Here is a 24,125-nt window from a genome sequence, read left to right on the forward strand (position 1 = left end):
TCTTTTCCATCGATCTTAAAATGTGTCATCTCCTCAAAAGAAGTATGATCAGTCATAGAAATACTGTCCTCTGTTTTCACTTCAAAAAAAACATACAGGAATCCCTGATCCTGAACAGAATCTGTCAGGGTAACCGTCACACCATTTTGTGTTACAGACTGGTCTATATTCTGAATATAAGTTGATTCCTGCAGTGTCTCCTGCTGTTCCTCCGATGGATCCAGTCTTTTCACCAGGTAATCATTCCATTTAAAGAACTCTTTTGCAGCCACAGTAACAGCCATAGCAGCACAGATCACCGCTGCCACAATTAATACACGGCCACGTATCTTCTTTCTCTTATATCTTTTACCTGCAACATCTGCTTTATCAATCTGCTGCAGCGTCTCTTCAAACTTTTCGTGAAAATCATACGGTACTTCTGGTGCTATATCTTTCCATTTATTTTCTAACATGGCATTTTCCCCTTTCCTGTCACTTTATCCGACATTTTACTGTTCTTCCTGGCAGTTGGTGGTTTTTCCTCATTAGAAAGCTGTTCTTTTAAAGAATCTCTTGCCCTGGAAAGTTTGCTTTTGATCGTTCCTGTCGGGATCTCCAGAATTTCACTAATCTCTTTTTGCGAAAAACCCTCTATATAATATAATGTTACCAAAATTCTCAAATCTTCCGGAAGTTCCATGATTGCCATATATAAATGATCATAACGATTTTCCTCAAACATTCTTGCATTATCCATATAATCTTCATATGGAATCACATTTTTTCGTCTTCGAAGAATCCCTTTACACTCATTGATCAGTATCCTGGTGATCCATGTTCGAAAAAATTTCTCTCTTTTTAATGTAGGAAGTTTTTCGTATGCTTTAAGAAGAGTTTCCTGTACCGCATCACCACAATCAGAGTCATTCTTCAAAATAGACTTTGATACATGATACAGCATGGCTTCTGCCTCCCGAACCTCCCTGATAAATGCATCTTTTGTCATAATATGTTTTCTCCTTCTGTCCGGCCGGATCTATATACGTTTTTGTTTTACACTAATTAGATGCATATACAGGCAAATTGGTTCTCGTAATAGCAGATTTTTATAAATATTTAGTTGTTTCCTGTAGAAACTGCCCACCCCGCCTGTACTCTTTGTATCACGCTGCCATCGCGTGCATCGATCGTAAGAAGCGAAACACCTGCATCATCCATCGTCACGTCTCCCATGACCAGTCCATCCTCCCCATTTCCGTACTTATACTCTGGTTCTTCGGATGTCCATGTTCCATAAAAATCCCACACTGGGATCAGGACTGCTTCGGTATTGCTGCCTTCACTGTCTGGCATGCGCATATAACCCAGCTGTACCTTTGTTATGGTTATCTCCGCGCTCTGTGCATCAATGGACGGATAACGGTAGTTGCTTCCTCCATCGACAGCAATCATCCGATTCTTGTCTTCTGTCATGACCTGCAAAGTGATCGTTTTTTCAAAGATATCCTTGACCTCATCAAAAGGAAGTAAGAACAGCCTCTCATCGGAAACATTCGATGCTTCAATGGGATTTCTATGTAAAAAGCTCTGAATTGTCCCACTACAAAAATCCATCGTCAGTACTTCATTTTCCCAACCTTCAGATTGTCCTTCATGAAGTGTTCCATCTTCGTTTTCCCATTCAAGGGCCTGCTCATTAACAGGCAGAGAGATTTCCCTTACATAATTAACCGGGATCCCGTCTAGCGCCCGTTCAAAAATAAAATCATCTTTTTCCAAAGTAGTGTTTCCTTCGGTAAGTGCTTTTGAAGAACTTTCAAATAGCTCCCAGTCTCCGGACACAAGACCTGAAACCTTCTCCTTTGCTTCCTTTTCAGACACTTTCCCGCTTCCTGCCTTTATATAATTTTGAAAGCGTTCTTCCCTTTCTTTTTTCTCGCTCGATGCCAGAGTCATGTCTCCACAATCGTCAAAAATAAACTTCGCTATTTGAAATCCAAGTTCCTCCACACCAGATTCCTGCTCACTCTTTACATAAGAGTACTGATAGGTCAGCCCATCTACTGTATACGTCCCCGCCTGTTCATTCTCATCGTTCTCTTCCTGCATGGGCTGTCCTTTGCCAAATGTATCTTTTATCTTGTTCTGTTCTTCTTCAGAAATCGCTACTCTCTTTACTTTTTTTAAACAGATCGTATCCACATCCGGCACTTTTACCGGTGCATCTGCTGTCAGAGTGAACTTCATCGGATTTTCTTTATCCTCCCGATCCGCCGATCTTAAATCCACCTGGATTATTGCCCGATAAGTTTCCGGTGCCTCTACCTGTTCTGCAACTGTTTCCTGAACTGTTTTCTTGTTCTCCTCTTTTTTCTGATCTGTTTCATCTTTTTCTTCTACAACAGCAGACTGGACAACACGGTCACATCCTGATACCGCCAGAAGATTCATACACAGAACGGCTCCCATAAACATTTTTATTTTCTTCATTCTTTTTCCGTCCTTTCCTTTCGGTATTAAAAAAGGTACCCTCTTCTTATAAGAAAAGAGTACCATATTGCCTTTCCAATGTATTCATCAAAATGTAAACAACTTGTAAATCAGAAGACAGCCCTTACCGTTGTCCCCTCTCCCGGCTGACTTTCGATCTGCAGGAATCCGCCATGAAGTTCTGCTACCTTCACACAGAGTGCCAGACCAAGCCCGGAGCCGCCTTCTTTTCGGCTTCGTGATTTGTCCACCATATAGAACGCATCTGTGATCTTTCCCAGTTCTTCCTCTGGGATCCCAATTCCAGTATCCGACACCTCAAAGATCTTTTTTCCAGCTTTCTCATAGGCCTTTACCCAAATGCTTCCACCAGCAACTGTAGCTTTTAGGGCATTGTCAATCAGATTTACCAGAAGACTTTCCATCAAAGCTGCGTCCATCTTCATGGAAAATGCTTCATATTCCGTCTTCAGCTGCACATTTTTCTTCTCTGCCGGTTCCCTTTCCATATCAATAACGTTCTTTAAAAGTTCACCTGCCGGAGTCATTTCCATCTGTATGGCATGGTTCTGATAAAGTCCCAGTAGCTGCAGCATTTTTCCCGAAAGAGCCTCCAGACGTTTTCCCTCCCGGTTGATATGTTCCAATGCCCTGTCTTTCTGTTCATCTTTTAGTTTTACATGACGCAGGGTATCCGAATAACCAATAATGGAGGTTAACGGTGTTCTCATCTCATGGGAAAGTGCTCCCATGAGCAGTTCCTGTTTCTCTGCCACCTCCTGCAGTTTCTCCATCCGTTCCACAGTCCTCTTCATCATCATATAAATAAAAAGTCCTGCAATCAGAAACACTGCCAAATAAATTCCAGTAAACCAGCCAGCTGTCTGCCTCAGCTCTGTAAAGAGTCCTGTGACTTCCCGAACAGAGAGGACGTCATATCCTTCTAGTTTAGATAAAACTACTTTTTGAAGAAGAAGATATTTCTTCCCCAGTTTCTGTATCTTGTAGGCATATGGATCATTTTCATTCTTCAGGCCCAGATTTTCAATTCCTACAACTTCATAATCTGTCAGGTTTTCAATGGCCGCATTACTTTTCTTATCGATCAACGCCATGCCCGCCCCACAGCATCGTTGGAATTGAAATCCCATATAGGCTTTCTTTCCGGTCTCTGACATCTGTTCATATTTGCTGTTGTCCCAAAATTGTTCCAGAAGTGTCTTCCCGTTTTCCAATTGTCTTCCGTAAGTCTCTGCTGCATTATTCAGCCTTCGGTTTCCTGTGACATAAATGCTTAATGCACCCACTGGGATCAGTGCGCACAATAAAGTTACCAGCATAAGAAGTACTGTCCGTTTCCACAGCTTCATACTTATTCCTCCAGACGGTATCCAAGCTTCGGGATCGTCTTGATCTCATCATAAAGTTCCAGTTTTTTTCTGAGCTGTCCGATATGAACATCTACCGTCCTGCTTTCCCCCAGGTAGTCTTCTCCCCAGACCCGTTTTAACAATTCTTCCCTTCCGAGGGCAATGTTTTTATTTTGGAGGAGCAGCACAAAGAGGTCATATTCCATTGGTTTCAGATTAACCGGAATCCCGTCTTTTAAAACCTGATGACTTTGCACATTCACCATAATATTCCGGATCATCAGAACTTTCCTGTCCCGTCCGGTCCTCTCCAGCACCTTCTCAATACGTACCAGAAGTTCCAGCATCTCAAAAGGTTTTACCATATAATCTTCCGCACCCAGCTTTAATCCCTTCACCTTGGAAGCCACATCATCCTTTGCAGTCAGGTAGAGTACCGGAATATCTTTCTTTTTAAAATCCTCCATCAGTGCAAATCCGTCTTTTCCCGGCAGCATGATATCCACCACTGCCATATCTGCATCCTCATGCCATAAGAGCAGCCGCTGGGCTTCTTCCCCATCATAAGCTGCCACAGTCTCATATCCTGCCGCTTCCAGATTCATACACAACAATTCTGAAATTGCACGGTCGTCCTCGATTACCAAAATTTTATTCTTCATTCCTGCTGCCACCTCTGGTACTTTTTTACAGTATAGCTTTTTTTATATCTCACGTCTATATGTATGGATATCTTATCCCTTTATCGGTACATTCCTATTCCCGCACTTAAAGCTACTAATTAATCATTCAACCTTTCATTTTCTCATTAGCATATTTCAGCAATTCATTATGTGAACTGTCAACTCCAGATAAAAAATATCCTCTTTACCTGATATTAATCCGTATCTTCTCTCCAACAGCTTTCCATTCGGAATCATCTGCTACATCGTACACTTTTCCTTCTTCTTCGGCATAGGTATCGTCATCTAAATCATACGTTTCAGTAATATTGCTTTCCATTACTCTGGCAATGATCTGTTTTAACTTTGTTATTGTAGTATCGATCCAGGAAGCTACGGTATCATTCTGTTCCTGCAAGCGCATAAAAAATGTATTCAAATCAATCTTGCCAAAAGACGTGTCCCTTAATCTGTACTTCTCGCCAATGACGGTCACCATAAATTCCCAGGCCAATCGGCTCTGCTTCATCAACGCATACAGACAAATCTGTTTTGCTACATCTGTTGGCTGTGATGCAATCGCAGAAACCAGTGAGTCATCTTCCAGTGCATGAAGCCGTTTGATACAAGCTTTTGCTATGCGTGTGATAGATTTTTCCGTTGGGTACTGAAAAAGATTCTGCTCTACAATTTCTTTCACAATCGCATCATCTGAATTTCCTTCTGCCATTAGCTTTGCGATAGAACGCATCTCGTAGAAAAGGAACGGTTCTCTGGTCAAAGACGCAATATAACGATAAGAATGATCCATACTACCGTACCTCCTTACTGTTCCTCTTTTTTATCTGGAACAAATTCCATGATGTCTCCAACATCACAATTTAATACAGAACAAACAATTCACCACAAACAATTACTCTTCAACCAGCAATACTTTTTCGCTTAAGACCCATGTAGAAATTACATATTAAGAAATAAAAGGAGTTTGCATTATGAGAAAGCTTTTAGCAGACACTTCTATTTCTAACAATCCAAAGATTATAGAAGAATTAAAAAAAGCTGGATGGAAATCCACCACAGCTTATCGCCAGGAAAAAGGAACTCGTTGTTATCAATTTGGTGTTTTATACAGGTTTGAAAATTCATCCGTTCTTAAACAGACAAGTTATTCAAAACGCGTAACTGATAAACAAGTTACGCATTACGCCACAGGAAAAACCGCAGAGAATAAGGCTTTTGAAGCGGGTTCAAACCTGACTATGGGAAACCCATCGTCCCGGTTTGAACCCCCGTATCCTGATATTGCATTTTCTTTCAGCACGTTACCTTCCATAAAGAATATGCTTTCAAACGAGTTCCGCATCACCATTGCCCTTGATACCGAATATGTTACAGGTTCTGCGGATGATGAGATTTCTCGCGAAATTATCACCTGGCAGTTTGCATTCTGGAATCCTGTTAATATAGATCAGATTGTGGAAGTTATCTTCTACTCTCTCAATGGTAACAGACTTCCTCTTTCTTTTGCCCTGTCATGGATGATTGAGAACTTCCATTTAACGAATTATCCTCAGGTATCTCTTTCCGAAAAGGGCATTGACTATCGCGAAACACAACGTTGGGTTTCTCATTCGCGAAAGTCTGGAAAAGACTCTCATAACTATGCCAGACAGATTTACTCTACTTCAAAAGAAGCAATAGAATGTTGTGATAATCCTGCTGAGAAAGAGGCTCTGTTGAACTGTAACCTTAACAGGCAGGACAAGAACTACAATCCTTCTGACCAGTCTGCCTGGTGCTTGGGATATTACAATTCCTTCGGTGACTCTGATAAATCTGCTATTCCCGTAACATTGATCTGCCACTCAAACAAAGCAGATCTTACTTCTTTTGATTTAACAGGATGGAATTTTTTACATAAGTTGAAGGATATACAAGGTGGGATGCTTTCCCTGAAACCGCAGTATATCCACCCTCGCACCTGTTCATGGCACTGGCGTTTTTATCCCATTCAGATCAGTTTCCGTGATACGTTATGCTACGCACCACCAAAAAAGAAAAAACTTGAACACCTTGGTAACATCGTTAACATATATAAACATGAAATATCCAAAAAGGAACTTGCTGACATGAGCTCTTTCCTTCTTTCTAACCCCGTTAAGTATATGGAATATGCCATAACAGACAGTATCATCGTACTTCAATATTCCACAGCTTTATGGGGGCAAAACCAAACTATGCCTTTGACCGTTTCCTCTGCTGCAGTGCGATCGGCCGTACCACAGCTTTCAAAAGCACTTAATGTTCTTCCTGATAATGCAAATGATTTTGACAGGAAATTCAGAGGACTGACCAGAATCTCTCATGGACGTCAGTTAATCATAAATAAATACAATAAACCTTCTTACATAGAAGATACCTCTCTGGTCCCATTAAATGATGACTGCAGAATCTTACATGAGTATGCCAAAAACGCATATCATGGTGGGTATAATGGATCTTCTATCATTGGATATTATGATAAGGTCACTACATATGACTATGATCTGATAAATGCATATCCTACCTGTATGTGTCTGGTACCTGATGTAGACTGGTGTAATTCTGTTGTTATTCAACGTGAAATATATAATCGCCCGATTATACTACAGGATTTTCGAACACCTTTTGATCCTATGTTTGGTTACATAAGGTTCCGCTTTCCGGAATCCGTCAAGTACCCTTGCATCCCTGTTTCAGTGGAAGGCTGTCTCATTTTTCCTCAATCATCAGAGGGCTTAGACGGTGTTTATGCTTCAGGACCTGAAATCTATCTTGTCCTCCGGCTGGGAGCTGAAATCACAGCCGTCCGTGTATATGTTGGTACTGTTTTAGTAGATGATGACCTTCAGATATCCCACAGTCTCTACCATACTGTCAAACAACTTGTAGTTGATCGCAAATGTGTACAGGACACCATTGGAAAAGGCACCATTCCGGATTTTCTGCTGAAAACAGCAGTTACTTCTTTGTATGGAAAAACTGCTCAGGATGTTGTAGAAAAAAGCTCCTGGGATGCTTATAAAGAAATAATGCAAAATATTGGTGGCTCCCGGATCACTTCCCCTGTACATGCCTGTCTCACCACCGCTGGTGTACGATGCTGCCTTATCGCTGCCATGAATCAGTTAAATACTCTTGATTATAACTGTTTCAGTGTGACCACTGACGGTTTCATAAGTGACGCCCCTTCTGAGGTTGTATACAGGCTGAATCTGTTTGGTTTTGCAAGATTGTTTCAGGAAGCCCGCCTGAAATTAACAGACAATCGCAGTTCAGACATCTGGCAACTGAAACATCAGCAATCTGATCTGCTTAATATAACTACGCGTGGAAATGTATCACTCGCTCCTGATGGCGTCTGTGCTCACAATAGTTATTCTACAGGGTACACACCTGATTCTTATGAGGACAGGCTTGCCTTTATGACTAAAGTTCTCTCCCGAACAGGTCCTTTATCCTGTACCACAAAAAAATTCACTGGATTTCGTGATCTGGCAAAAAATAATGATGCTAAAGATTTTAGTGCAACAGACATCACCCGCTCCATTCGAATGGATTTTGATTTAAAAAGACTTCCAGATCCGCAAACATTCCATACAGTATATCCCGTGATAAATGAAACCACTTATGAAATAGCAAATTTTGAAACACGACCTTATACATCAATCGAACAATACAGAAAATATAAGTCAATTGGTAAAAGCTGTGTGGTTCTCCGCACTGAGAATGACTGGTCTGTTTTCTTTAGGAAATCTTATGCAAAAAAAGGCGGAAGTGAGCATCATATTGCCGATCATGATGCGTACGCCTTCCGCCAGTTATTTACCATTATTATGGGATACCGTCTCAGGATGTGGGATATTCCATATCTGAGTAATAATAAGCTTTCTGTTAATCAGGTTCTTGACTGGATAAACAAATTCAATCCTTCCTCTCGGGTCTTCAAAAAATCCGACTGGAAAAATGCACGGAATGCAATGCGTGCTGCTCAGATGTTAACCATGCAGGAAGTCTCTGATTTGTTTACAAAAATGCAGTGTATAATGTTGTAACTACTCTACAACATCATCCACCACAACTTCTGCAGGAGATTCTTTAATATCTCTTGCCTGAAGTTTAGTATCGTATTCTGCCAGCGCACTAACTGCCTTTTTAATTGCTGCATCCGCAGCTTCGATATAATCGGAAAGAATAGCCGCGCATTTGACAATTTCCTGACTTTCAAAATCATACTGAAGAGCATTCTTTGCGTGCTTTGTCTTTTCACCTGCTTTAGTAGAAATCTGTGTTGTCAGGTATCTCATCTTGTCGATCTGGATAGTCGTCTCATCCAGTTCAGTGATTAAAAGATCAAGTTCCATATGATTGACTCCTTTTGTACATAATCGGCTGTCAGATTTTTTCTCCGGCAGCAGTTAATAAGTTGCCAGAAGCCTCCCCACGGTGCTATAATCAGATTTAGCTGCAGGGAAACTCCTGTGGCAGACTCATATAAACCAGTTCACTATCTTGTCAGGGCAGTTGGACTGGTTTTTAATTTTTCGGCAAATGCTCATCTAATACACGTCTTATTGCTTCAGCTTTGGTAATATTATTATCATCTGCATATTTAAGCAATCGATCATAGAGCTTATCATCTACTCTCACTTTCAGATCATGATTTTTCAACGCATCTGTCGGTCTGCCAGTGCGTGGACTCAATTTAATTTCACCTCCCAACTTTTGAGTTCCATAAATACATTATATACTTTTGAGTTCCAAATTTCAACTAAATTTACTACAAAATTATACAATTAAAAAGCACCTTCCTTTTTCAGACACCCTGCATCTTAAAATCACATATTAAAGATAAAAAGGTGATTAACTATGCAGACTGAAGTAAAAAAATCAAGACTGGAAAATCTTTTTATCGATGGTACAATTGATGAGGAAACGGTAGCGGATATTGAAAAAATGCTAACCAGAAAAAAAGTAGAAAAACTTCACAAGTACACAATCTTTTACAACGAGAAAAGAGATGCCTGGTACACTGCCAATCCCCAGAACTACGACAAACGGATTCAACGAAAAACCCGCGGTGAATTGTTGGATGCATTAAAACCATACTATATAGAATCCACTTCTGTTTGCCTGCAGGATATTTTCGAAGAATGGCTCGCCTACAAAAGAACTATCACTGACAGTCCTAACACTATTTGTGCCCACCGAAAACACTGGAGAAGATTTTTTGATGGAACTGATTTTTTTCAGATACCCTTACAGGAAATAAAGGTCTCGGATATCAATTCCTGGGCCAACCAGTTGATCAAAAAATATAATTTATCCAGTCACGCCTGGCAGACGATAAAAACCATTCCAAAACAGATGTTTGAGTATGCGAAAGACCATGGATATATTGCCCGTAATCCATTTCCTGAACTCAAGGTAACCGTTAAATTCCGTCAGGTGTCTAAGCCAACCAGTGAAACTCAGGTTTACAATACCAACGAATATCATAATATCATTGAGGATCTCTGGAAATCATATGATAAGAAACATGAACCGCGCTTTTTATCCATCGTTTGCAATTTTCTGATGGGATTACGTGCCGGAGAATTGTGTGCACTCCGCTGGCGAGATCTTGACATGAAGAAATGGGAAATATCGATTGTACAGGAAATGGTACATATGAATGCCGCAGAGCTGAGAAAGACTTATGCAAGTCGCCTGAATGCTGCTGGTCTTCCTCATGATCAGATTCGTGCCTGCCTCGGTCACAGCAACACCGCAACAACATTGGGGTATATCTACAATCCACTGACTCCGGAAGAAAATCTGAGTATCATGGAAAAGGCATTTGCCAGCTAATTTCACCTAAATTTTCCTTGTCACAGGTTCGAACTCAATTTAACAAGCACAAAAAAAGCCAGGAACCATTGATTTTTCAAGGTTTCCAGCCTTTCACTGAAGCGTGCGTTAGAGGATTCGAACCCCCGACCTTTTGGTCCGTAGCCAAACGCTCTATCCAGCTGAGCTAAACGCACATCTCTTTTGTTTTGTGAGTACTTGTCGCTCACAACAAAATGTATTTTATAGTATAACTGTCATTTTGTCAACACTTTTTTTGAAAAAAATTTATTTTTTTTATTTTTATATTTTGAAGGTGCATTTCAGGCATTTTCGGACTCGGTTATGAGGCGGATGAATTCACTCATTTCGCGGGTTTTGTACTTGTTTTTATGATAGAAGATCTGGCGGTACATGGAAATATCAATGTCGGTCACGTCAAGCATGGCAATCCGGCCGCTGCGGATATATTTCTCCACTGCAAAATATGGAAGGAACGAAAGTCCGTCATTTCGCTCCACCATCTTAATGATAAATTCCGTATCGCTGATCTCAAGGACAGGATCCAGCGTGCGGTTCCCAAGCGCAAGATGCTGATCCAGCGCCTGCCTGTAGTTCGCATTTTTTTCCGTCAGAAAAAAAGGTTCTCCCAGGATATCCTGAAGCACCATTTCCTTCCTCAATGCAAATTCAGAATTTACAGATGCAACAAAAACGATCGGCTCTGCTGCCTCCATGACCTTGATCCATTCCTTATTCCAGCGCGGCGTGTCCAGGATATAGATAAGATCCAGTTCATTGTGCTCCATCATACGGATCAGCTTCTCCGGTGAATCCAGCGTGATCTGTATGTTCACCTTCGGATAAAGCGTATGAAACTGGCTCAGGATACGTGGAAACTTCGCTGTGCACAGAGATTCGATCGTACCAATATGAAGCGGATTCTCAAGCTCCCTGTCCTCATTCATCGTCATTATCGTCCTGTTCATTTCATAAAGGATACGGTTGGCATGCTCCAGGAAACGCTTCCCCTGCGGCGTAAGGCTGACTTTCTTACCCATACGGTCAAACAGCTTCGTACCGAGTTCTTCCTCCAGAAGCCGGATCTGGACCGTAATGGCAGACTGTGAATATCCCATAGTCTCCGCTGCCCTGGAAAAACTTCCAAGTCTCGCAACATGAACAAAAGACTGCACCTGACGGATCTCCATGACGCCCTCCCTCTTATTATGAAAAATTTTCAACCATGTCATAAATACTATGAATTTGCTTCATTTATATGTTGATGATACAATACACTCACGAAGACGTCAATCGTATTTTTATGCAAAATCAGCAAAACTTTCTCGATCCTTGGAATCCTCTGGAAAGTTTTCCTTGTTGTTATCGCAATGCATCTGATCTGCATTTTTATCCAGTTCACGATCGCAGGTTCTGTCAGCAAGAAAAACCCTCTGACCCTTATAAAAAACCAGGTTCCTGGGTATACTACAGCTCTTGGAACACAGTCCTCTGCTGCAACGATCCCGGTCAATCTGCAGTGTGCAGAAGCTGACGGCGTGTGCTCCCAGATCCGTAACTTCGTTGTACCACTTTGTGCAAACATCCATATGGCAGGTTCCATGATCACGATCACCGCATGTGCAACTGCTGTCTGTCTGATGAACCAGCTTCCGATCAGTCTCGCAACTGTCATTCCGTTCATCATGACACTCGGCATCGCAATGGTTGCTTCCCCGGGAGCTCCTGGCGGTTCCATCATGACTGCTCTTCCGTTCCTGTACATGGTATTCGGCGCAGAAGCCGGAGATCCGGAAGGCGCGATCTGCGCCATCATGGTTGCACTTTACATCACACAGGATTCCTTCGGAACAGCCTGCAACATTTCCGGTGACAACGCTATCGGTATCATCGTAGACACTATTTATAAGAAATTTATCTTAAAAACACCACAGCCACAGGAGAATTAAAATGTCTTTTATCAGCGTATTTGATGTAATGGGACCAAACATGATCGGTCCTTCCAGCTCCCACACAGCCGGAGCTGCCCGCATTGGTTTTCTCGCACAGAAAATGATCAATGGTCCACTGAAAAAAGTTGAATTTACACTGTATGGATCTTTTTCCAGAACTTACAAAGGACATGGTACTGACCGCGCACTGCTCGGTGGTATTATGGGATTTTCCACAGACGATATGCGTATCCGCAACTCCTTTGAGATTGCAGAAAAAAAAGGACTCGAATTCACCTTTACGCCAAATAAGCTGGAAACAGATATCCATCCAAACACTGTTGACATCCATATGGTCAACGAAAGCGGTCAGGAAATGACCGTCCGCGGAGAATCTCTCGGAGGCGGCAAAGTCCGCATCGTAAGGATCAATTCCGTACAGGTTGATTTCACGGGCGAATACAGTGCCGTGATCGTAACTCATCAGGACAAACCGGGCGTTGTGGCATACATCACCAAATGCCTCAGCGACCGAAACGTAAACATCGCTTTTATGCGTCTTTTCCGCGAATCCAAAGGCGAGATCGCCTATACGATCGTGGAATCTGACGGACGTCTTCCGGAGGATATCGGAGTCACGATCCGCCAGCACGAAAATATCCACGAAGTCATGATCGTGCAGATGTAAGGTAGGAGATTTTTTATCATGGATTTTAAAAATGCAAAAGAACTTCTGACGCTCTGCCAGGATCATCAGCTTCCGATCTCTGAGATCATGCGCCAGAGGGAGATTATTGTCGGTGAGACGACCGACGAGAGTGTAAATTCACGGATGGCACGTGTCCTTGAGATCATGAAAGATGCCGCTTTTTCCCCGGTCAAAACCCCTGTCAAATCTATGGGCGGACTGATCGGCGGTGAAGCACAGAAGCTTTCCAGGCATCTTGCTTCCGGTAAAGGGATCTGTGGAAATGTCCTGGAAAAAGCAATCACCTACGCAATGGCAACTCTGGAGACAAACGCTTCCATGGGACTGATCGTAGCCTCTCCTACTGCCGGCTCTGCCGGTATCGTTCCGGGACTTCTTCTTGCACTTCAGGAAGTTTATGATTTCTCTGACGAGGATATCCAGAAAGCACTTTTTAATGCTGGCGCGATCGGATATCTTGCCATGCGAAATGCAACCGTTGCCGGTGCTGTCGGTGGCTGTCAGGCAGAGACAGGTGTTGCAGCTGCCATGGCCGCTTCTGCCGCTACAGAACTGATGGGCGGTACGCCACTGCAGTGTACCTACGCCGCTTCTACCGTGCTTATGAACATGCTCGGGCTTGTATGTGACCCGGTTGGCGGTCTGGTGGAATATCCGTGCCAAAACCGAAATGCTTCCGGTGTTGCGATCGCACTGGTCGCTGCGGAAATGTCCCTCGCAGGCATCACACAGCTTATCCCTCTCGATGAAATGATCACGATCATGCTCACCGTAGGCAAAAAGCTTCCTGCGGAATTGAGAGAAACTGCACTTGGCGGCTGTGCAACCGCGCCGTCTGCTTGCGAATCCTGCCATATGTGCGGGTGATATTTACTGATATCAAGACAGACAAATGACCGGGATCAAAAACTCTCCCGGTCATTTTGTCTGACAAATACTGTTCACTACGTTCACAGTATTTGTCAAAATGCATTCCACATCACCTTCGGTGATAGCATTTTGCCCCGTATGTCTCGGGATTTTGCCATATCTATGGCAAAACACCTCGCGGGATATTACCTGTGAACAGTACCTGCCTGTTAATTATGCGGATTTCTATGTCAAATTCAGATAATGTCGACTGTTTTATTATTCAGCGTCAGCGCTGTCATCTGTTGTCTCTGCAGCTTCGCTGTCGTCTTTGGATGCGTCATCTTTCTTGTCATCTGCCGGTGCTGCATCTTCTTTTGCTTCTGGTGCACCTGCATTCATTACAACAACTGCTGTTGCATTTCCATCTGCATCAAGAGTAACTTTGATGGTATCACCAACTTTGATGTCTGAGAATGCGATTGCTTCTGTCTTCATCTCCGGAGCTTTTGTATCGTCTGGTTTTGCATCTTTGTCAGATGCATCTGCGGATTCGTCTGTTGTTTTATCTGCAGCACCTGCATCTGTGCTGTCGCTGTCTGCTGTTTCATCTGTGGACTCTGTGTCTGCGGACTCATCTGTAGAGTCTGTGTCGTCTGCTTTGGCGTCCTCGCTGTCAGCATCCTTGGAATCATCTGCTTTCTGATCATCTGCCGGTGCTTCGTCCGGTTTTTCTGGCTGAGCTTCCTTCTCGTAAGTTGTAGTGTCTGTTACTGTGATCGTCTGAGATTCTCCTGTCAGATCCAGCATGGATGGAGCTTCGCCCTTGTCATCTGGAGCTTCTGCATCTTTCTCATCAGCTGCTGCCTCGTCTGTGCTGTCTTCTGTAGATTCGTCTGCTGCTTCTGTGTCTGCGGACTCATCTGTGCTTTCCTCTGTATCTTTGGAATCATCTGCTTTTTCATCTTTGCTGTCATCAGCTTTCTCGTCCTTGGAATCATCAGCCTTTGCATCTTTATCTCCAGCGTCTTTGCCATCCTCTGGTTTTTCACCCTTCGGGTCCTGTCCATCCGGCTGCTGTCCTTCTTTTGGAGTTCCTACATTGATCGTAATGCTGTCCTCTCCAACTTCTGTGACTTCACCGTAAACTTCTGTAGCTTCTGCCTCATCTGTAGTTGTATCTGTGGAATCTGCGCTCTCGTCCTCTGCTGCAGCCTCTGTTGTCTCAGCAGTATCACTTGCTGCATATGCCATATTTACAGAAGTCAGTGCCATTGTCAGTCCTAATACCATTGCTGCATATTTACGTTTCATAATAATCAATTCCTCTCTTCTATTTTAATTTTTTCTTTTGTTTTGCTTTCTGTTGCTTACAGCTAACAATATAGGCTGAATTTGTGACACTTATGTGATAAAAATAAGGAGATTTTATGAAATCGGTCACATTTTTTGCACAAAAAATCCTTCACCTCGGGAAAGATGAAGGATCTTCGTTATATTTAATTTCGTCTCAGCGCCTCGATCGGGCTCAGTTTTGCGGCTTTTCTTGCAGGGTAGATTCCAAAGAAAACACCTACCGCGCAGGAGAACAAAGTCGCTGCCAGCACGACTGTCGGGCTGATCCCCGGTGAGATTGCCATTCCCATACTGTTACTCATGACCGTACAGATTCCATATGCCGCCAGCACACCGAGCAGGATTCCGATCAGACCACCGATGACTGTCAGGATCGCTGCTTCTGCAAGGAACTGCAGCATGATAGAAGCAGTCTTGGCTCCAAGAGATTTACGGATACCGATCTCCCTCGTTCGCTCTGTGACAGACACAAGCATGATATTCATGACACCGATTCCACCGACAAGAAGAGAAATTCCGGCCACAAAAGAAATAAAAGTCGTGACCATGCCAAGCATCTCGTTCATAGATTTCATGATATCCTGGAAACTCTCAACCTGGAAATAATCTTCTCCGGCACACTGATGGCGTTTTTCCAGCAGGTGAACGATCTGATCTGCAATCCCCTGGGAATCCTGTGTTTTGTCTGCCTGGACAGTGATCGAATAAAATTCATCAGACCCTACGACCAGATCATCCATGGATGAATACGGGATATTCACCGTAACCGGCATTCCATCATAAGTATAACTTACAAAAGTTCCATTTTCTTTCTGAGTCGTGACACCTATGATACGAAATGATTTGGAAGAATCATAACAGGTGATATCAAGGCTCATACCCACGACATCATCTGTGCCAAACAGTCTTTTGGCATCGGAATCGGAAATGACACAGACGTTTTTGCCCTCCTCGGTCTCCTGCTCTCCGAAATAATTTCCGTATTTCATTTCAGAGTTATTGATCATTTTGGCATCCGGGCCCTCGCCGGTTAACATAATAGAAAAAGTACCCTTGCCGGTCACAGTCTCACCGTCATAACTGTTTGAAACACTGACTCCCTCTACATCATCCAGTTTACGGACTTCCTGCACATCTTCCGGTGTGATCCATTCGTCCTCTGTCATGGCATCACTGCTGACGCTGATCGCGATCTTACCGGCACCGATCCCGTCGATCTCACTGTTCATCTGATTCTTGGTTCCCTCACCGATAGAAACGATCGCAATAACCGAGGCAATACCTATGATGATCCCAAGCATAGTCAGAAAAGAACGTCCTTTATTTGCACGGATGTTCTGGACTGCCATTTTTATATATTCATACACTCCACCCATCAAGCACCTTCTTCTGTTTCTGTAACCACATCTTCTGCATCGGCAGGAACAGCATCTGCTCCATCAACGCCTTCCGCACTGGCATCCACGGCCTGTGCAGGCATTCCTTCCTGCAGGGAACCGATATCACGGATCACCTGTTCATCTGCCTCAATGCCATCTGTTACCTCGATATAATCGTCAGAACTTATACCTGTTGTGATATCTTTTCTGGTGATCACGCCATCTTCAAGGACATAACAAAAAGAACCCTCTTTGCCAATGTTGACAACTTCGGACGGCAGAACGACAACGTTCTCTGCTTTCTGTGCCTGGATCGTTACTTTGGCATCTACGCCGAGAAAAATATCTTCGTCCGGATTTTTGATACGGATGTCTGCTGAGATCAGGGATGCACCTTTTTCATTCTGCGTCGCAATGTGGCTGACCTTGATAACTTCGCCTTCGTATGTTTTTCCTGCAAGTGTGATCTGTGCGCTCTGTCCTTCCTGAACCTTGTCGTAGTCATACTTGGAAATGTTTACCGTTACATCTACTTTATCTGTATTCTGAAGGGTAAAAAGTTCTGTACCAAGTGCTGTTGTAGAGCCTTCCACAACGGCAACCTTTGTCACTACGCCGTTAAAATCTGCGTGGATTCCTTTTTTGGCTGCTTCTACAAGTTCCTTGGCTGACATCTGATCCAGTTCTGCGAGGTTGTTGGTGATCTCCATTTTTTCTTTTTCTTCTTCGGTCACAGCTCCCGGGTCTGCTTCTGCAGTTGCCTCTTCACTGGACAGTTTGGACTGGAGCTCTGCAAGATCGCTGCTGGCTTTTTCCAGCTCAGATTCCAGAGCAGAGGTATCTGCTGTTACTGTCGCGGTTTCTGTAGTATCCGAAAAATCAGAGGATGTTTCTGTCTTGGTTCCATCTGACACGATTGCAGAACTTTCTCCTGTGTAATCAGATAACACCGGTGCTTCCGGCTTCTGTGCCTTATAATCTTCGTAGTCACGCTTTGCGTCCTGATATGCAATCTGTGACTCACTCCGTAACTGTTCTGCAATGGAAAGTGCATCTGCATTTTCGTCCGTCTGATCCCCCGACCAGGTCTGAAAAGCCATCTGATACTCACTCTCGGACTGATTGTATTCCTGAAGAGTCTGATTCATCGTATTGTTAAGTTCATTCAGCTTATTCTGATATGCCGGGAGTGTTTTGTTCTGATATGTACTGAGGTCGGCTGCATATTCCTGCTGGATTTTCTGCTGTGCAGCTTCCTGGGCGGCCTGCGCCTCGGCTGCTTTTCTTGCAGATTCTGCTGCTGCCTGTGCCTGTGCATTGGCTGTTACCTGAGAAATCTGTGCCTTAAGGCTCGCCACATAATCTTCCTGCGCTGCCACCTGCTGTTTCAGGCTTGACGCATTACCTGCGGCATCTTTCTGTTTCTGAACTGCCTTGTCCGATTTGTTGATCGTATTGGTCATGTCCAATTTCCCGGACTCTACGTTCAGATCAGCTTTTTTCTGCTCTCTTTCGAGATCCTTTTTGTCAAAAGCCACCAGCTCTGTTCCGGCTTTGACGGTGTCGCCCTCTTTGAAATCGACCTTGTCTACTTTGGCATTCACCGGAGAAAAATATGTCTTGGATTCTTCGCTGACTACGGTTCCGCTTGCCTCCACGGTCTGCTGGACATCACCGATCTCGGCTTTTACCACCTCAACCTGTGGAACTGCCTCCTCGCCAGATGACCTGCCTCCCAGGACAGATACGCCGCCCACTGCCACAACTGCGATCACGCCTGCACCGATCAGCAGTTTCTTTTTGGATTTTTTCTTCTTCATGCCTCTGCCTCCTGGTCAAAATCCTCATTTATTGTGTCGGATTCGATTTTTCCGTCCATGATACGTACCACACGGCGTGCCTGAGCCGCAATTCCATTGTCATGTGTGATCAGGATCACGGTTCGTCCTGACTTGTGCATCTTTTTGAGGATCGCAAGGATCTCCCTGCTGGATGCGGAGTCCAGGTTTCCGGTCGGCTCATCTGCCAGGATCACCGGCGGCTGTGCGGCAATGGCTCTCGCGATCGCAACTCTCTGCTGCTGACCACCGGACATTTCACTTGGCTTATGATCCATACGTTTCTCCAGACCGACCAGTTTGAGCGAATCTACGGCAAGCTGGTGCCTTGTTTTCTTGTCTACGCCTCTGTAGATCAGGGGAAGTTCTACGTTTTCGATCGCGTTCAGATTTGCGATCAGGTTAAAGCCCTGGAAGATAAAACCGATCTCACGGTTTCGCACTTCTGAGAGTTCATTGTCCGTCATTTCGGACACATCTGTTCCGTTAAGATAATATCTGCCGGAAGTCGGAACATCAAGGCATCCGAGCATGTTCATAAACGTGGATTTGCCAGAACCGGACTGTCCGATGATCGCTACCAGTTCTCCCTTTTTGATCTCCAGGCTCACATGATCCAGAGCACGCACTTCGTTTTCTCCAGGATTGTAAATCTTGCATAAGTCTTCTACTTTGATCAGTGTATCGTTGTCCATAAATCCTCCTCTGGTGCCCCTTCATGGAGCCTGATTTATTCCTGTTTCAGATATCTTATTATGCATCAAGCAAAAATGCCTTGTATGCTTTCTTTGCTTCGTAAATATCGGCTTTGCTTGTAACTTCCCACGGAGCATGCATACTCAGGACTGCCACACCACTGTCGATCACGTTCATTCCATAAAGGGCTGCGATATATGCGATGGTTCCACCGCCGCCTACATCGACCTTGCCAAGTTCTGCAGTCTGGAATGCAACCTGATGGTCGTCAAAGATCCTGCGGACTTCCGCAACATATTCAGCATTTGCATCGTTGGAGCCGGATTTGCCTCTTGCTCCTGTGAATTTATTGAGCACGATGCCTCTTCCGAGATATGCAGCATTCTTTTTCTCGAAGCATTCTCCATAAGCCGGATCATAGCCCGCACTTACATCAGAGGAAAGCATGCTGGAGTTGCGGAGAGTTCTTCTGAGTGCCAGATCAGAATAGCATCCCATTCCATCCAGAAGTTCTGCAACGGTATTTTCAAAAAATCTGGACTGCATTCCGGTTGCGCCGACGCTTCCAATCTCTTCTTTGTCTGTCAGGAGACAGCAGCTTGTGCGTTTCGGTGCGTCCATTTCCATCATTGCGACAAAGGAAGTATAGGCGCATACGCGGTCATCCTGTCCATATGCGGCTACCATGCTTCTGTCCAGACCGCAGTCACGTGCCTTGCCTGCCGGAACGATCTCAAGCTCTGCTGAAAGGAAATCCTCCTCTTCTACATCGTATTTCTCTTTGAGGATACGGAGAACATTGGATTTGACTGCTTCTTTTTTCTTCTCATCGGTGCTTTCGCTGAGCGGTCTGCTTCCGATCAGGATGTCGAGATTTTCACCTTCGATGACCTCGGCTGCTTTTTTCTGAAGCTGTTTGCCTGCAAGGTGGATCAGAAGGTCTGTGATGTATACGACCGGATCATTTTCATCTTCACCGATGGTAACGTTGACTACGCTGCCGTCTTTTTTTGCGATCACGCCGTGGATCGCGAGTGGAAGAGCTACCCACTGATATTTCTTGACACCGCCATAGTAGTGGGTATCGAGGTATGCAAGGTCTGTGTCTTCATACAGAGGATTCTGTTTTACGTCGAGACGTGGGGAGTCGATGTGTGCGCCGAGGATGTTCATACCTTTTTCCAGCGGTTCCTGGCCTACGTGGAACAGTGCCATGATCTTTTTCATTCCGACTGCATATACTTTATCTCCCGGCTGGATCTTCTCGCCTGCTGCCTGTTTTGCTTCAAGGCTGACATATCCGTTGGCTTCTGCTTCTCTGACAAGTTCCGTCACACATTCACGCTCTGTCTTGCCTGCATCAAGGAATGCGCGGTAATCCTTTGCAAGTTTCTCCATCTCTTTCTCATCCGATTCTCCATAAGAAAGCCATGCGTTTTTTCTTTCCATAATATATAAAACCACCTTTCGATTGAATTTTTTACTCCGATATTAACGAATTGCTCCGCTGCAAGCAGGAACGGCACTTGAAACTTTGAACCCTGATATCTCACATATTATAAAACAAACTTCTATTTATTTCTACAATCCTCACAATTCTTAATCAAAAAATAAGAATTCCATTACTTATTTCACAGTTTTCTCAAATTTTTCTTGAAAAATTCGCCTCCGCCGTTACAATAATATTATTCATATTCAAACTACAATTCGTATTTATTTTATGATTATGGAGGTCATCTACATGCAGCAATCCACCGATCTACAGAATCTTCTGCATTCTGTACACAGAAAGAGTTATCCTGCCTATAAATCTCTGAAGGGCAGTTACCAGTTTGACAATTATATCCTCTCAATCGACCACGTACAGGGGGATCCTTTTGCTTCGCCTTCTCATATCAGTGTACGGATTTCGCACAAAACTGCGGGATTTCCACGGGAATATTATAGCGATCATGTTACCCGCATCACGCTGTCTGATTATCTTACCAGACAGTTTGAAAAACAGGTCAGCCACTACACCTTCCGTGCCAAAGGCTCCGGCAAGAGCGGTCTGATCTCGGTGAGCCACTGTGGGCAGGAAATCCTGGAGCGGACCGCCTGCGAGATCACAGAAAAAGGGATCACTGCCCGTTTCTTCATCGGTTTTCCGGCCAACGGAAGAACGATCAATGCCACTGAGCTGGAAAAAATCCTCTTCGACTTTCTCCCGGTCTGCGTGCAGAAAGCTTTCCTTTACAAAAATATCAATCACAAAGAACTGGAACAGACTATCTTTCTCGCCGAAGACCAGACCTATATCCGAAGCCAGCTTGCCAAACGAAATCTCGTTGCTTTTGTCGCAGATGGCTCCATTCTTCCACGAGAAAGCGGCATTTCCTCTCGTCCAATGAAAGTCTCCATTCCTTTTACCTCACCGGAATCTCTGCGCGTCACCATGGATCTTCCGCACAAAGGCAAAATCTCCGGCATGGGAATCCCTGAGGGGATCACTCTGATCGTGGGCGGCGGCTATCATGGCAAATCCACGCTTCTGAATGCCCTGGAGCTTGGCGTCTACAACCATATTTCCGGTGACGGCCGCGAATACGTCATCACAGACGATACTGCGCTGAAACTTCGCTCCGAAGACGGACGTTTTATTAAAGATGTAGATATCTCTCTGTTCATCAATGATCTTCCGAATAAGAAAGACACTCGTTGTTTTTCTACAGAAGACGCCAGTGGAAGCACCTCCCAGGCGGCTGGCATCGTAGAAGGAATGGAGGCTGGAAGCAGAGTTTTCCTGCTGGACGAAGATACGTCTGCCACAAATTTCATGGTGCGTGATACTTTCATGCAGGAAGTGATATCCAGAGAAAAAGAACCAATTACCCCATTTCTTGAACGTGCCGAAGATCTTTATAAAAAGGCCGGGATATCCACAATCCTCGTAGCCGGAAGTTCCGGAGCATTTTTCCACATTGCAGACACGATTATCCAGATGGATTCCTATCATCCTGTGGATATCTCCGAAAAAGTCATGGCATTATGTGGAAAGTATCCTCTGAATCCCGTCAAAGCCCCGGAATTCAGATTCCCGGAGAGCCATCGCATCATGCAAAAACAGACTCCCTCGATCCGTTCTCACGGAAGAAACGCCGGCCGACCGGAACAGCTCAAAATAAAAGTACATGGAAAAGATGGTTTCCTGATCGGAAAACAGGATGTCGATCTCCGCTACATCGAGCAGCTGATTGATCCGGAGCAGACAGCAGCACTTGGACTGCTTCTCAAATATGCCATCGAAAAGCTTGCCGATGACCGCCGCACTGTCGCAGACATCATTGAAATTCTTTCCGGACAGCTTAAGCAGAACGGACTCTCCTTCCTGTCCGGAGGTTCTTATATTTCCTGTGGCTATGCCATGCCAAGACTCCAGGAAATCTATTCCTGTTTTAATCGTTATCGGAGGTAATAAACAACTCAAAAAAGATACCCAGAAATCATGCATCATAATTTCCAGGTATCTTTTTTTATTAAAATAAGGGGGTTAATGTAGGATATAACTTTCTAAATCTCTGGTAACATTCTTCATATTTCGCCACCAGTTCTTCTTCCGGCTCAACGGTGTCTACTACGTGAGCCATCTTCTTTCCGATGGTCTCAACATCCAGATATGCTCCGCATCCTACGGCTGCCAGCATGGCTCCGCCCATGGACGGGCCTTCCTCAACTTCAAGGACATCTACTTTAAGGTTCATCACATTTGCGATGATCTTTTTCCAAAGCGGACTCTTCGCACCGCCACCACAGATCTTGGTTCGTTCGATCTTAATGCCGAGTTTTCTTGCTACTTCCAGAGAATCACGAAGTCCGAAAGCCACACCTTCCAGAACAGCCTGTGTCATGTCAGCTCTTGTGGTGTCCATGGACATTCCAAAGAACACACCTCTTGCGTCCGGATTGTTGTGCGGTGACCGCTCTCCCATCAGGTACGGAAGGAAGAATACATGATTTTCACCAAGCTTCTCGATCGGAGCCTGTTCTGCTGCAAAATCCTTGGTCCGAAGGATTTCTTCTGCCCACCATTTGTTGCAGGATGCCGCACTTAACATACAGCCCATCAGATGATAACTTCCATCTGCATGGCAGAAAGAATGCAGTGCGTTATTCTCATCAACGCCGAAGTTCTTGCTGGAGATAAAAATGGTTCCTGACGTTCCAAGAGAAATATTGCACTGTCCGTCACCAACGGTTCCTGTTCCGACCGCAGCTGCTGCATTATCTCCGGCACCTGCCACAACTTTGACATCAGCAGAAAATCCGAGTTCCGCTGCCACTTCCGGCTTCAGCGTTCCGACCACTTCCCAGCTCTCATACAGTTTCGGAAGCTGTTCTTCTCTTACGTCGCAAATCTCCATCATTTCCCTGGACCAGCAGCGGTTCTTTACATCAAGAAGGAGCATACCGGATGCATCAGAAACATCTGTGCAGAAAGATCCGGAAAGTCTGTAAGCAAGATAGTCTTTCGGAAGCATGATCTTGGCGATTTTTGCAAATTTCTCCGGCTCATTTTTCTTCATCCACAGGATCTTCGGAGCTGTAAAACCTGCAAAAGCAATGTTTGCTGTATATGCAGACAGTTTCTCTTTACCGATCTCGTTGTTGAGATATTCTGTTTCTTTCTGGGAACGTCCATCATTCCAGAGGATTGCCGGGCGAATGACCTTGTCATTCTCATCCAGCGTTACCAGTCCATGCATCTGTCCCCCGAAACCAATTCCAGCAACCTTGGAACGATCAATCCCCTCTGTCAGTTCTTTCATTCCCTCTGCGCTCTGCGTAAACCAATCCTCCGGATTCTGTTCTGACCAGCCCGGATGCGGAAAAAATAATGGATATTCTTTTGATACTGTTTTCAGTATCGTTCCATTTTCATCCATTGCCAATAATTTAACAGCAGATGTTCCTAAATCAATACCAATATAAATCATA

At 44.3% G+C, this 24,125-nt stretch carries 21 protein-coding genes, 1 tRNA gene and 1 pseudogene; 6 read left to right on the plus strand and 17 right to left on the minus strand.

Annotated features, from left to right (window positions below):
• The 7 genes from DXC01_RS15125 to DXC01_RS15155 form a co-directional block, all read right to left on the minus strand.
• The coding region (locus DXC01_RS15125; RefSeq protein ID WP_199705022.1) for a DUF4179 domain-containing protein at nucleotides 1-455 on the minus strand (455 nt) is incomplete at its 3' end.
• Nucleotides 449-988 carry an RNA polymerase sigma factor gene (locus tag DXC01_RS15130; RefSeq protein WP_118699214.1) on the minus strand — a complete coding sequence of 180 codons (540 nt, stop codon included), beginning with the start codon at nucleotides 986-988 and terminating at the stop codon, nucleotides 449-451. The genes DXC01_RS15125 and DXC01_RS15130, both read right to left, overlap by 7 nt.
• Nucleotides 989-1,098: 110 nt before the next feature.
• Entirely contained in the window at nucleotides 1,099-2,472 is a 1,374-nt protein-coding gene (locus tag DXC01_RS15135; protein WP_118699235.1) for a DUF6034 family protein, read from the minus strand.
• Nucleotides 2,473-2,582: 110 nt separating this feature from the next.
• On the minus strand, nucleotides 2,583-3,842 hold the full coding sequence (locus tag DXC01_RS15140) for a sensor histidine kinase (protein ID WP_118699215.1): 1,260 nt from the start codon (nucleotides 3,840-3,842) through the stop codon (nucleotides 2,583-2,585).
• A gap of 2 nt (nucleotides 3,843-3,844) precedes the next feature.
• Nucleotides 3,845-4,504 (minus strand): response regulator transcription factor, encoded by a 660-nt coding sequence (locus DXC01_RS15145; protein ID WP_118699216.1) that lies wholly within the window; start codon nucleotides 4,502-4,504, stop codon nucleotides 3,845-3,847.
• A 205-nt stretch (nucleotides 4,505-4,709) separates the two neighbouring features.
• Nucleotides 4,710-5,315 carry a DUF1819 family protein gene (locus DXC01_RS15150; protein ID WP_118699217.1) on the minus strand — a complete coding sequence of 202 codons (606 nt, stop codon included), beginning with the start codon at nucleotides 5,313-5,315 and terminating at the stop codon, nucleotides 4,710-4,712.
• A gap of 14 nt (nucleotides 5,316-5,329) precedes the next feature.
• A complete protein-coding gene (locus DXC01_RS15155; RefSeq protein ID WP_243111634.1) occupies nucleotides 5,330-5,404 on the minus strand; it encodes a helix-turn-helix domain-containing protein in 75 nt (24 codons plus the stop codon).
• A gap of 92 nt (nucleotides 5,405-5,496) precedes the next feature.
• Here DXC01_RS15155 and DXC01_RS15160 point away from each other — a divergent pair, with 92 nt between their 5' ends.
• The gene (locus DXC01_RS15160; RefSeq protein ID WP_118699218.1) at nucleotides 5,497-8,598 is read left to right on the plus strand and encodes a hypothetical protein; all 3,102 of its coding nucleotides are present in this window, start codon (nucleotides 5,497-5,499) and stop codon (nucleotides 8,596-8,598) included.
• On the opposite strand, the gene DXC01_RS15165 is transcribed toward DXC01_RS15160, so the two are convergent.
• Complete coding sequence (locus DXC01_RS15165) at nucleotides 8,599-8,907, minus strand: hypothetical protein (protein ID WP_118699219.1); 309 nt, start codon at nucleotides 8,905-8,907, stop codon at nucleotides 8,599-8,601.
• A gap of 172 nt (nucleotides 8,908-9,079) precedes the next feature.
• Nucleotides 9,080-9,247: a ribbon-helix-helix protein, CopG family gene (locus DXC01_RS15170; protein ID WP_118699220.1), complete on the minus strand. Its 168-nt coding sequence runs from the start codon at nucleotides 9,245-9,247 to the stop codon at nucleotides 9,080-9,082.
• Between the two features lie 165 nt (nucleotides 9,248-9,412).
• Between DXC01_RS15170 and DXC01_RS15175 the strand changes: the two genes are divergently transcribed.
• The gene (locus tag DXC01_RS15175) at nucleotides 9,413-10,393 is read left to right on the plus strand and encodes a site-specific integrase (RefSeq protein WP_118699221.1); all 981 of its coding nucleotides are present in this window, start codon (nucleotides 9,413-9,415) and stop codon (nucleotides 10,391-10,393) included.
• Nucleotides 10,394-10,495: 102 nt separating this feature from the next.
• Here DXC01_RS15175 and DXC01_RS15180 read toward each other — a convergent pair.
• Both DXC01_RS15180 and DXC01_RS15185 read right to left on the minus strand, forming a co-directional pair.
• Nucleotides 10,496-10,569: transfer RNA gene (locus tag DXC01_RS15180), tRNA-Arg, on the minus strand.
• 126 nt (nucleotides 10,570-10,695) lie between these two features.
• Complete coding sequence (locus DXC01_RS15185; RefSeq protein WP_118699222.1) at nucleotides 10,696-11,583, minus strand: LysR family transcriptional regulator; 888 nt, start codon at nucleotides 11,581-11,583, stop codon at nucleotides 10,696-10,698.
• A 123-nt stretch (nucleotides 11,584-11,706) separates the two neighbouring features.
• Between DXC01_RS15185 and DXC01_RS15190 the strand changes: the two are divergent.
• The 3 genes and pseudogenes from DXC01_RS15190 to sdaAA form a co-directional block, all read left to right on the plus strand.
• Nucleotides 11,707-12,342 (plus strand): annotated as a pseudogene (locus tag DXC01_RS15190) (cation:dicarboxylate symporter family transporter); the annotation flags it as partial.
• 1 nt (nucleotide 12,343) lies between these two features.
• Complete coding sequence (sdaAB, locus tag DXC01_RS15195) at nucleotides 12,344-13,012, plus strand: L-serine ammonia-lyase, iron-sulfur-dependent subunit beta (RefSeq protein ID WP_118699223.1); 669 nt, start codon at nucleotides 12,344-12,346, stop codon at nucleotides 13,010-13,012.
• Nucleotides 13,013-13,030: 18 nt separating this feature from the next.
• A complete protein-coding gene (sdaAA, locus tag DXC01_RS15200) occupies nucleotides 13,031-13,900 on the plus strand; it encodes an L-serine ammonia-lyase, iron-sulfur-dependent, subunit alpha (RefSeq protein WP_118699224.1) in 870 nt (289 codons plus the stop codon).
• Between the two features lie 261 nt (nucleotides 13,901-14,161).
• Here the strand turns inward: sdaAA and DXC01_RS15205 are convergent, their stop codons facing one another.
• The 5 genes from DXC01_RS15205 to DXC01_RS15225 all read right to left on the minus strand — a co-directional run bounded on the left by DXC01_RS15205 (nucleotide 14,162) and on the right by DXC01_RS15225 (nucleotide 20,600).
• A complete protein-coding gene (locus DXC01_RS15205; RefSeq protein ID WP_118253713.1) occupies nucleotides 14,162-15,196 on the minus strand; it encodes a hypothetical protein in 1,035 nt (344 codons plus the stop codon).
• A 185-nt stretch (nucleotides 15,197-15,381) separates the two neighbouring features.
• A complete protein-coding gene (locus DXC01_RS15210) occupies nucleotides 15,382-16,614 on the minus strand; it encodes an ABC transporter permease (protein WP_022215218.1) in 1,233 nt (410 codons plus the stop codon).
• Nucleotides 16,614-18,437, minus strand: coding sequence for an efflux RND transporter periplasmic adaptor subunit (locus DXC01_RS15215; RefSeq protein WP_022215217.1), 1,824 nt, complete (start codon nucleotides 18,435-18,437; stop codon nucleotides 16,614-16,616). Before DXC01_RS15215 ends, DXC01_RS15210 begins: the two co-directional genes overlap by 1 nt.
• Nucleotides 18,434-19,150, minus strand: a complete 717-nt coding sequence (locus DXC01_RS15220) for an ABC transporter ATP-binding protein (protein WP_118253722.1) — start codon at nucleotides 19,148-19,150, stop codon at nucleotides 18,434-18,436. The genes DXC01_RS15215 and DXC01_RS15220 overlap by 4 nt, the downstream gene beginning before the upstream one ends.
• A gap of 58 nt (nucleotides 19,151-19,208) precedes the next feature.
• The gene (locus tag DXC01_RS15225) at nucleotides 19,209-20,600 is read right to left on the minus strand and encodes an aminopeptidase (RefSeq protein ID WP_118699225.1); all 1,392 of its coding nucleotides are present in this window, start codon (nucleotides 20,598-20,600) and stop codon (nucleotides 19,209-19,211) included.
• A gap of 292 nt (nucleotides 20,601-20,892) precedes the next feature.
• On the opposite strand from DXC01_RS15225, the gene DXC01_RS15230 reads away from it, so the two are divergent.
• Entirely contained in the window at nucleotides 20,893-22,605 is a 1,713-nt protein-coding gene (locus DXC01_RS15230; RefSeq protein ID WP_118699226.1) for an ABC-ATPase domain-containing protein, read from the plus strand.
• A gap of 61 nt (nucleotides 22,606-22,666) precedes the next feature.
• Here the strand turns inward: DXC01_RS15230 and xylB are convergent, their stop codons facing one another.
• Nucleotides 22,667-24,124 carry a xylulokinase gene (gene xylB / locus DXC01_RS15235; RefSeq protein WP_118699227.1) on the minus strand — a complete coding sequence of 486 codons (1,458 nt, stop codon included), beginning with the start codon at nucleotides 24,122-24,124 and terminating at the stop codon, nucleotides 22,667-22,669.
• Between the last annotated feature and the right edge of the window lies 1 nt (nucleotide 24,125).

Origin of the sequence: Blautia sp. OM07-19 (assembly GCF_003481595.1) — a bacterium.
Classification (GTDB): domain Bacteria; phylum Bacillota; class Clostridia; order Lachnospirales; family Lachnospiraceae; genus Blautia_A; species Blautia_A intestinihominis.

Excerpts from the sequence above, each read along its gene's own strand:
- DXC01_RS15130 (WP_118699214.1), bottom strand. The coding sequence starts at position 988 with ATGACAAAAGATGCATTTATCAGGGAGGTTCGGGAGGCAGAAGCCATG.
- DXC01_RS15135 (WP_118699235.1), bottom strand. The coding sequence starts at position 2,472 with ATGAAGAAAATAAAAATGTTTATGGGAGCCGTTCTGTGTATGAATCTT.
- DXC01_RS15140 (WP_118699215.1), bottom strand. The coding sequence starts at position 3,842 with ATGAAGCTGTGGAAACGGACAGTACTTCTTATGCTGGTAACTTTATTG.
- DXC01_RS15145 (WP_118699216.1), bottom strand. The coding sequence starts at position 4,504 with ATGAAGAATAAAATTTTGGTAATCGAGGACGACCGTGCAATTTCAGAA.
- DXC01_RS15150 (WP_118699217.1), bottom strand. The coding sequence starts at position 5,315 with ATGGATCATTCTTATCGTTATATTGCGTCTTTGACCAGAGAACCGTTC.
- DXC01_RS15160 (WP_118699218.1), top strand. The coding sequence starts at position 5,497 with ATGAGAAAGCTTTTAGCAGACACTTCTATTTCTAACAATCCAAAGATT.
- DXC01_RS15165 (WP_118699219.1), bottom strand. The coding sequence starts at position 8,907 with ATGGAACTTGATCTTTTAATCACTGAACTGGATGAGACGACTATCCAG.
- DXC01_RS15175 (WP_118699221.1), top strand. The coding sequence starts at position 9,413 with ATGCAGACTGAAGTAAAAAAATCAAGACTGGAAAATCTTTTTATCGAT.
- DXC01_RS15185 (WP_118699222.1), bottom strand. The coding sequence starts at position 11,583 with ATGGAGATCCGTCAGGTGCAGTCTTTTGTTCATGTTGCGAGACTTGGA.
- sdaAB (WP_118699223.1), top strand. The coding sequence starts at position 12,344 with ATGTCTTTTATCAGCGTATTTGATGTAATGGGACCAAACATGATCGGT.
- sdaAA (WP_118699224.1), top strand. The coding sequence starts at position 13,031 with ATGGATTTTAAAAATGCAAAAGAACTTCTGACGCTCTGCCAGGATCAT.
- DXC01_RS15205 (WP_118253713.1), bottom strand. The coding sequence starts at position 15,196 with ATGAAACGTAAATATGCAGCAATGGTATTAGGACTGACAATGGCACTG.
- DXC01_RS15210 (WP_022215218.1), bottom strand. The coding sequence starts at position 16,614 with ATGGGTGGAGTGTATGAATATATAAAAATGGCAGTCCAGAACATCCGT.
- DXC01_RS15215 (WP_022215217.1), bottom strand. The coding sequence starts at position 18,437 with ATGAAGAAGAAAAAATCCAAAAAGAAACTGCTGATCGGTGCAGGCGTG.
- DXC01_RS15220 (WP_118253722.1), bottom strand. The coding sequence starts at position 19,150 with ATGGACAACGATACACTGATCAAAGTAGAAGACTTATGCAAGATTTAC.
- DXC01_RS15225 (WP_118699225.1), bottom strand. The coding sequence starts at position 20,600 with ATGGAAAGAAAAAACGCATGGCTTTCTTATGGAGAATCGGATGAGAAA.
- DXC01_RS15230 (WP_118699226.1), top strand. The coding sequence starts at position 20,893 with ATGCAGCAATCCACCGATCTACAGAATCTTCTGCATTCTGTACACAGA.
- xylB (WP_118699227.1), bottom strand. The coding sequence starts at position 24,124 with ATGATTTATATTGGTATTGATTTAGGAACATCTGCTGTTAAATTATTG.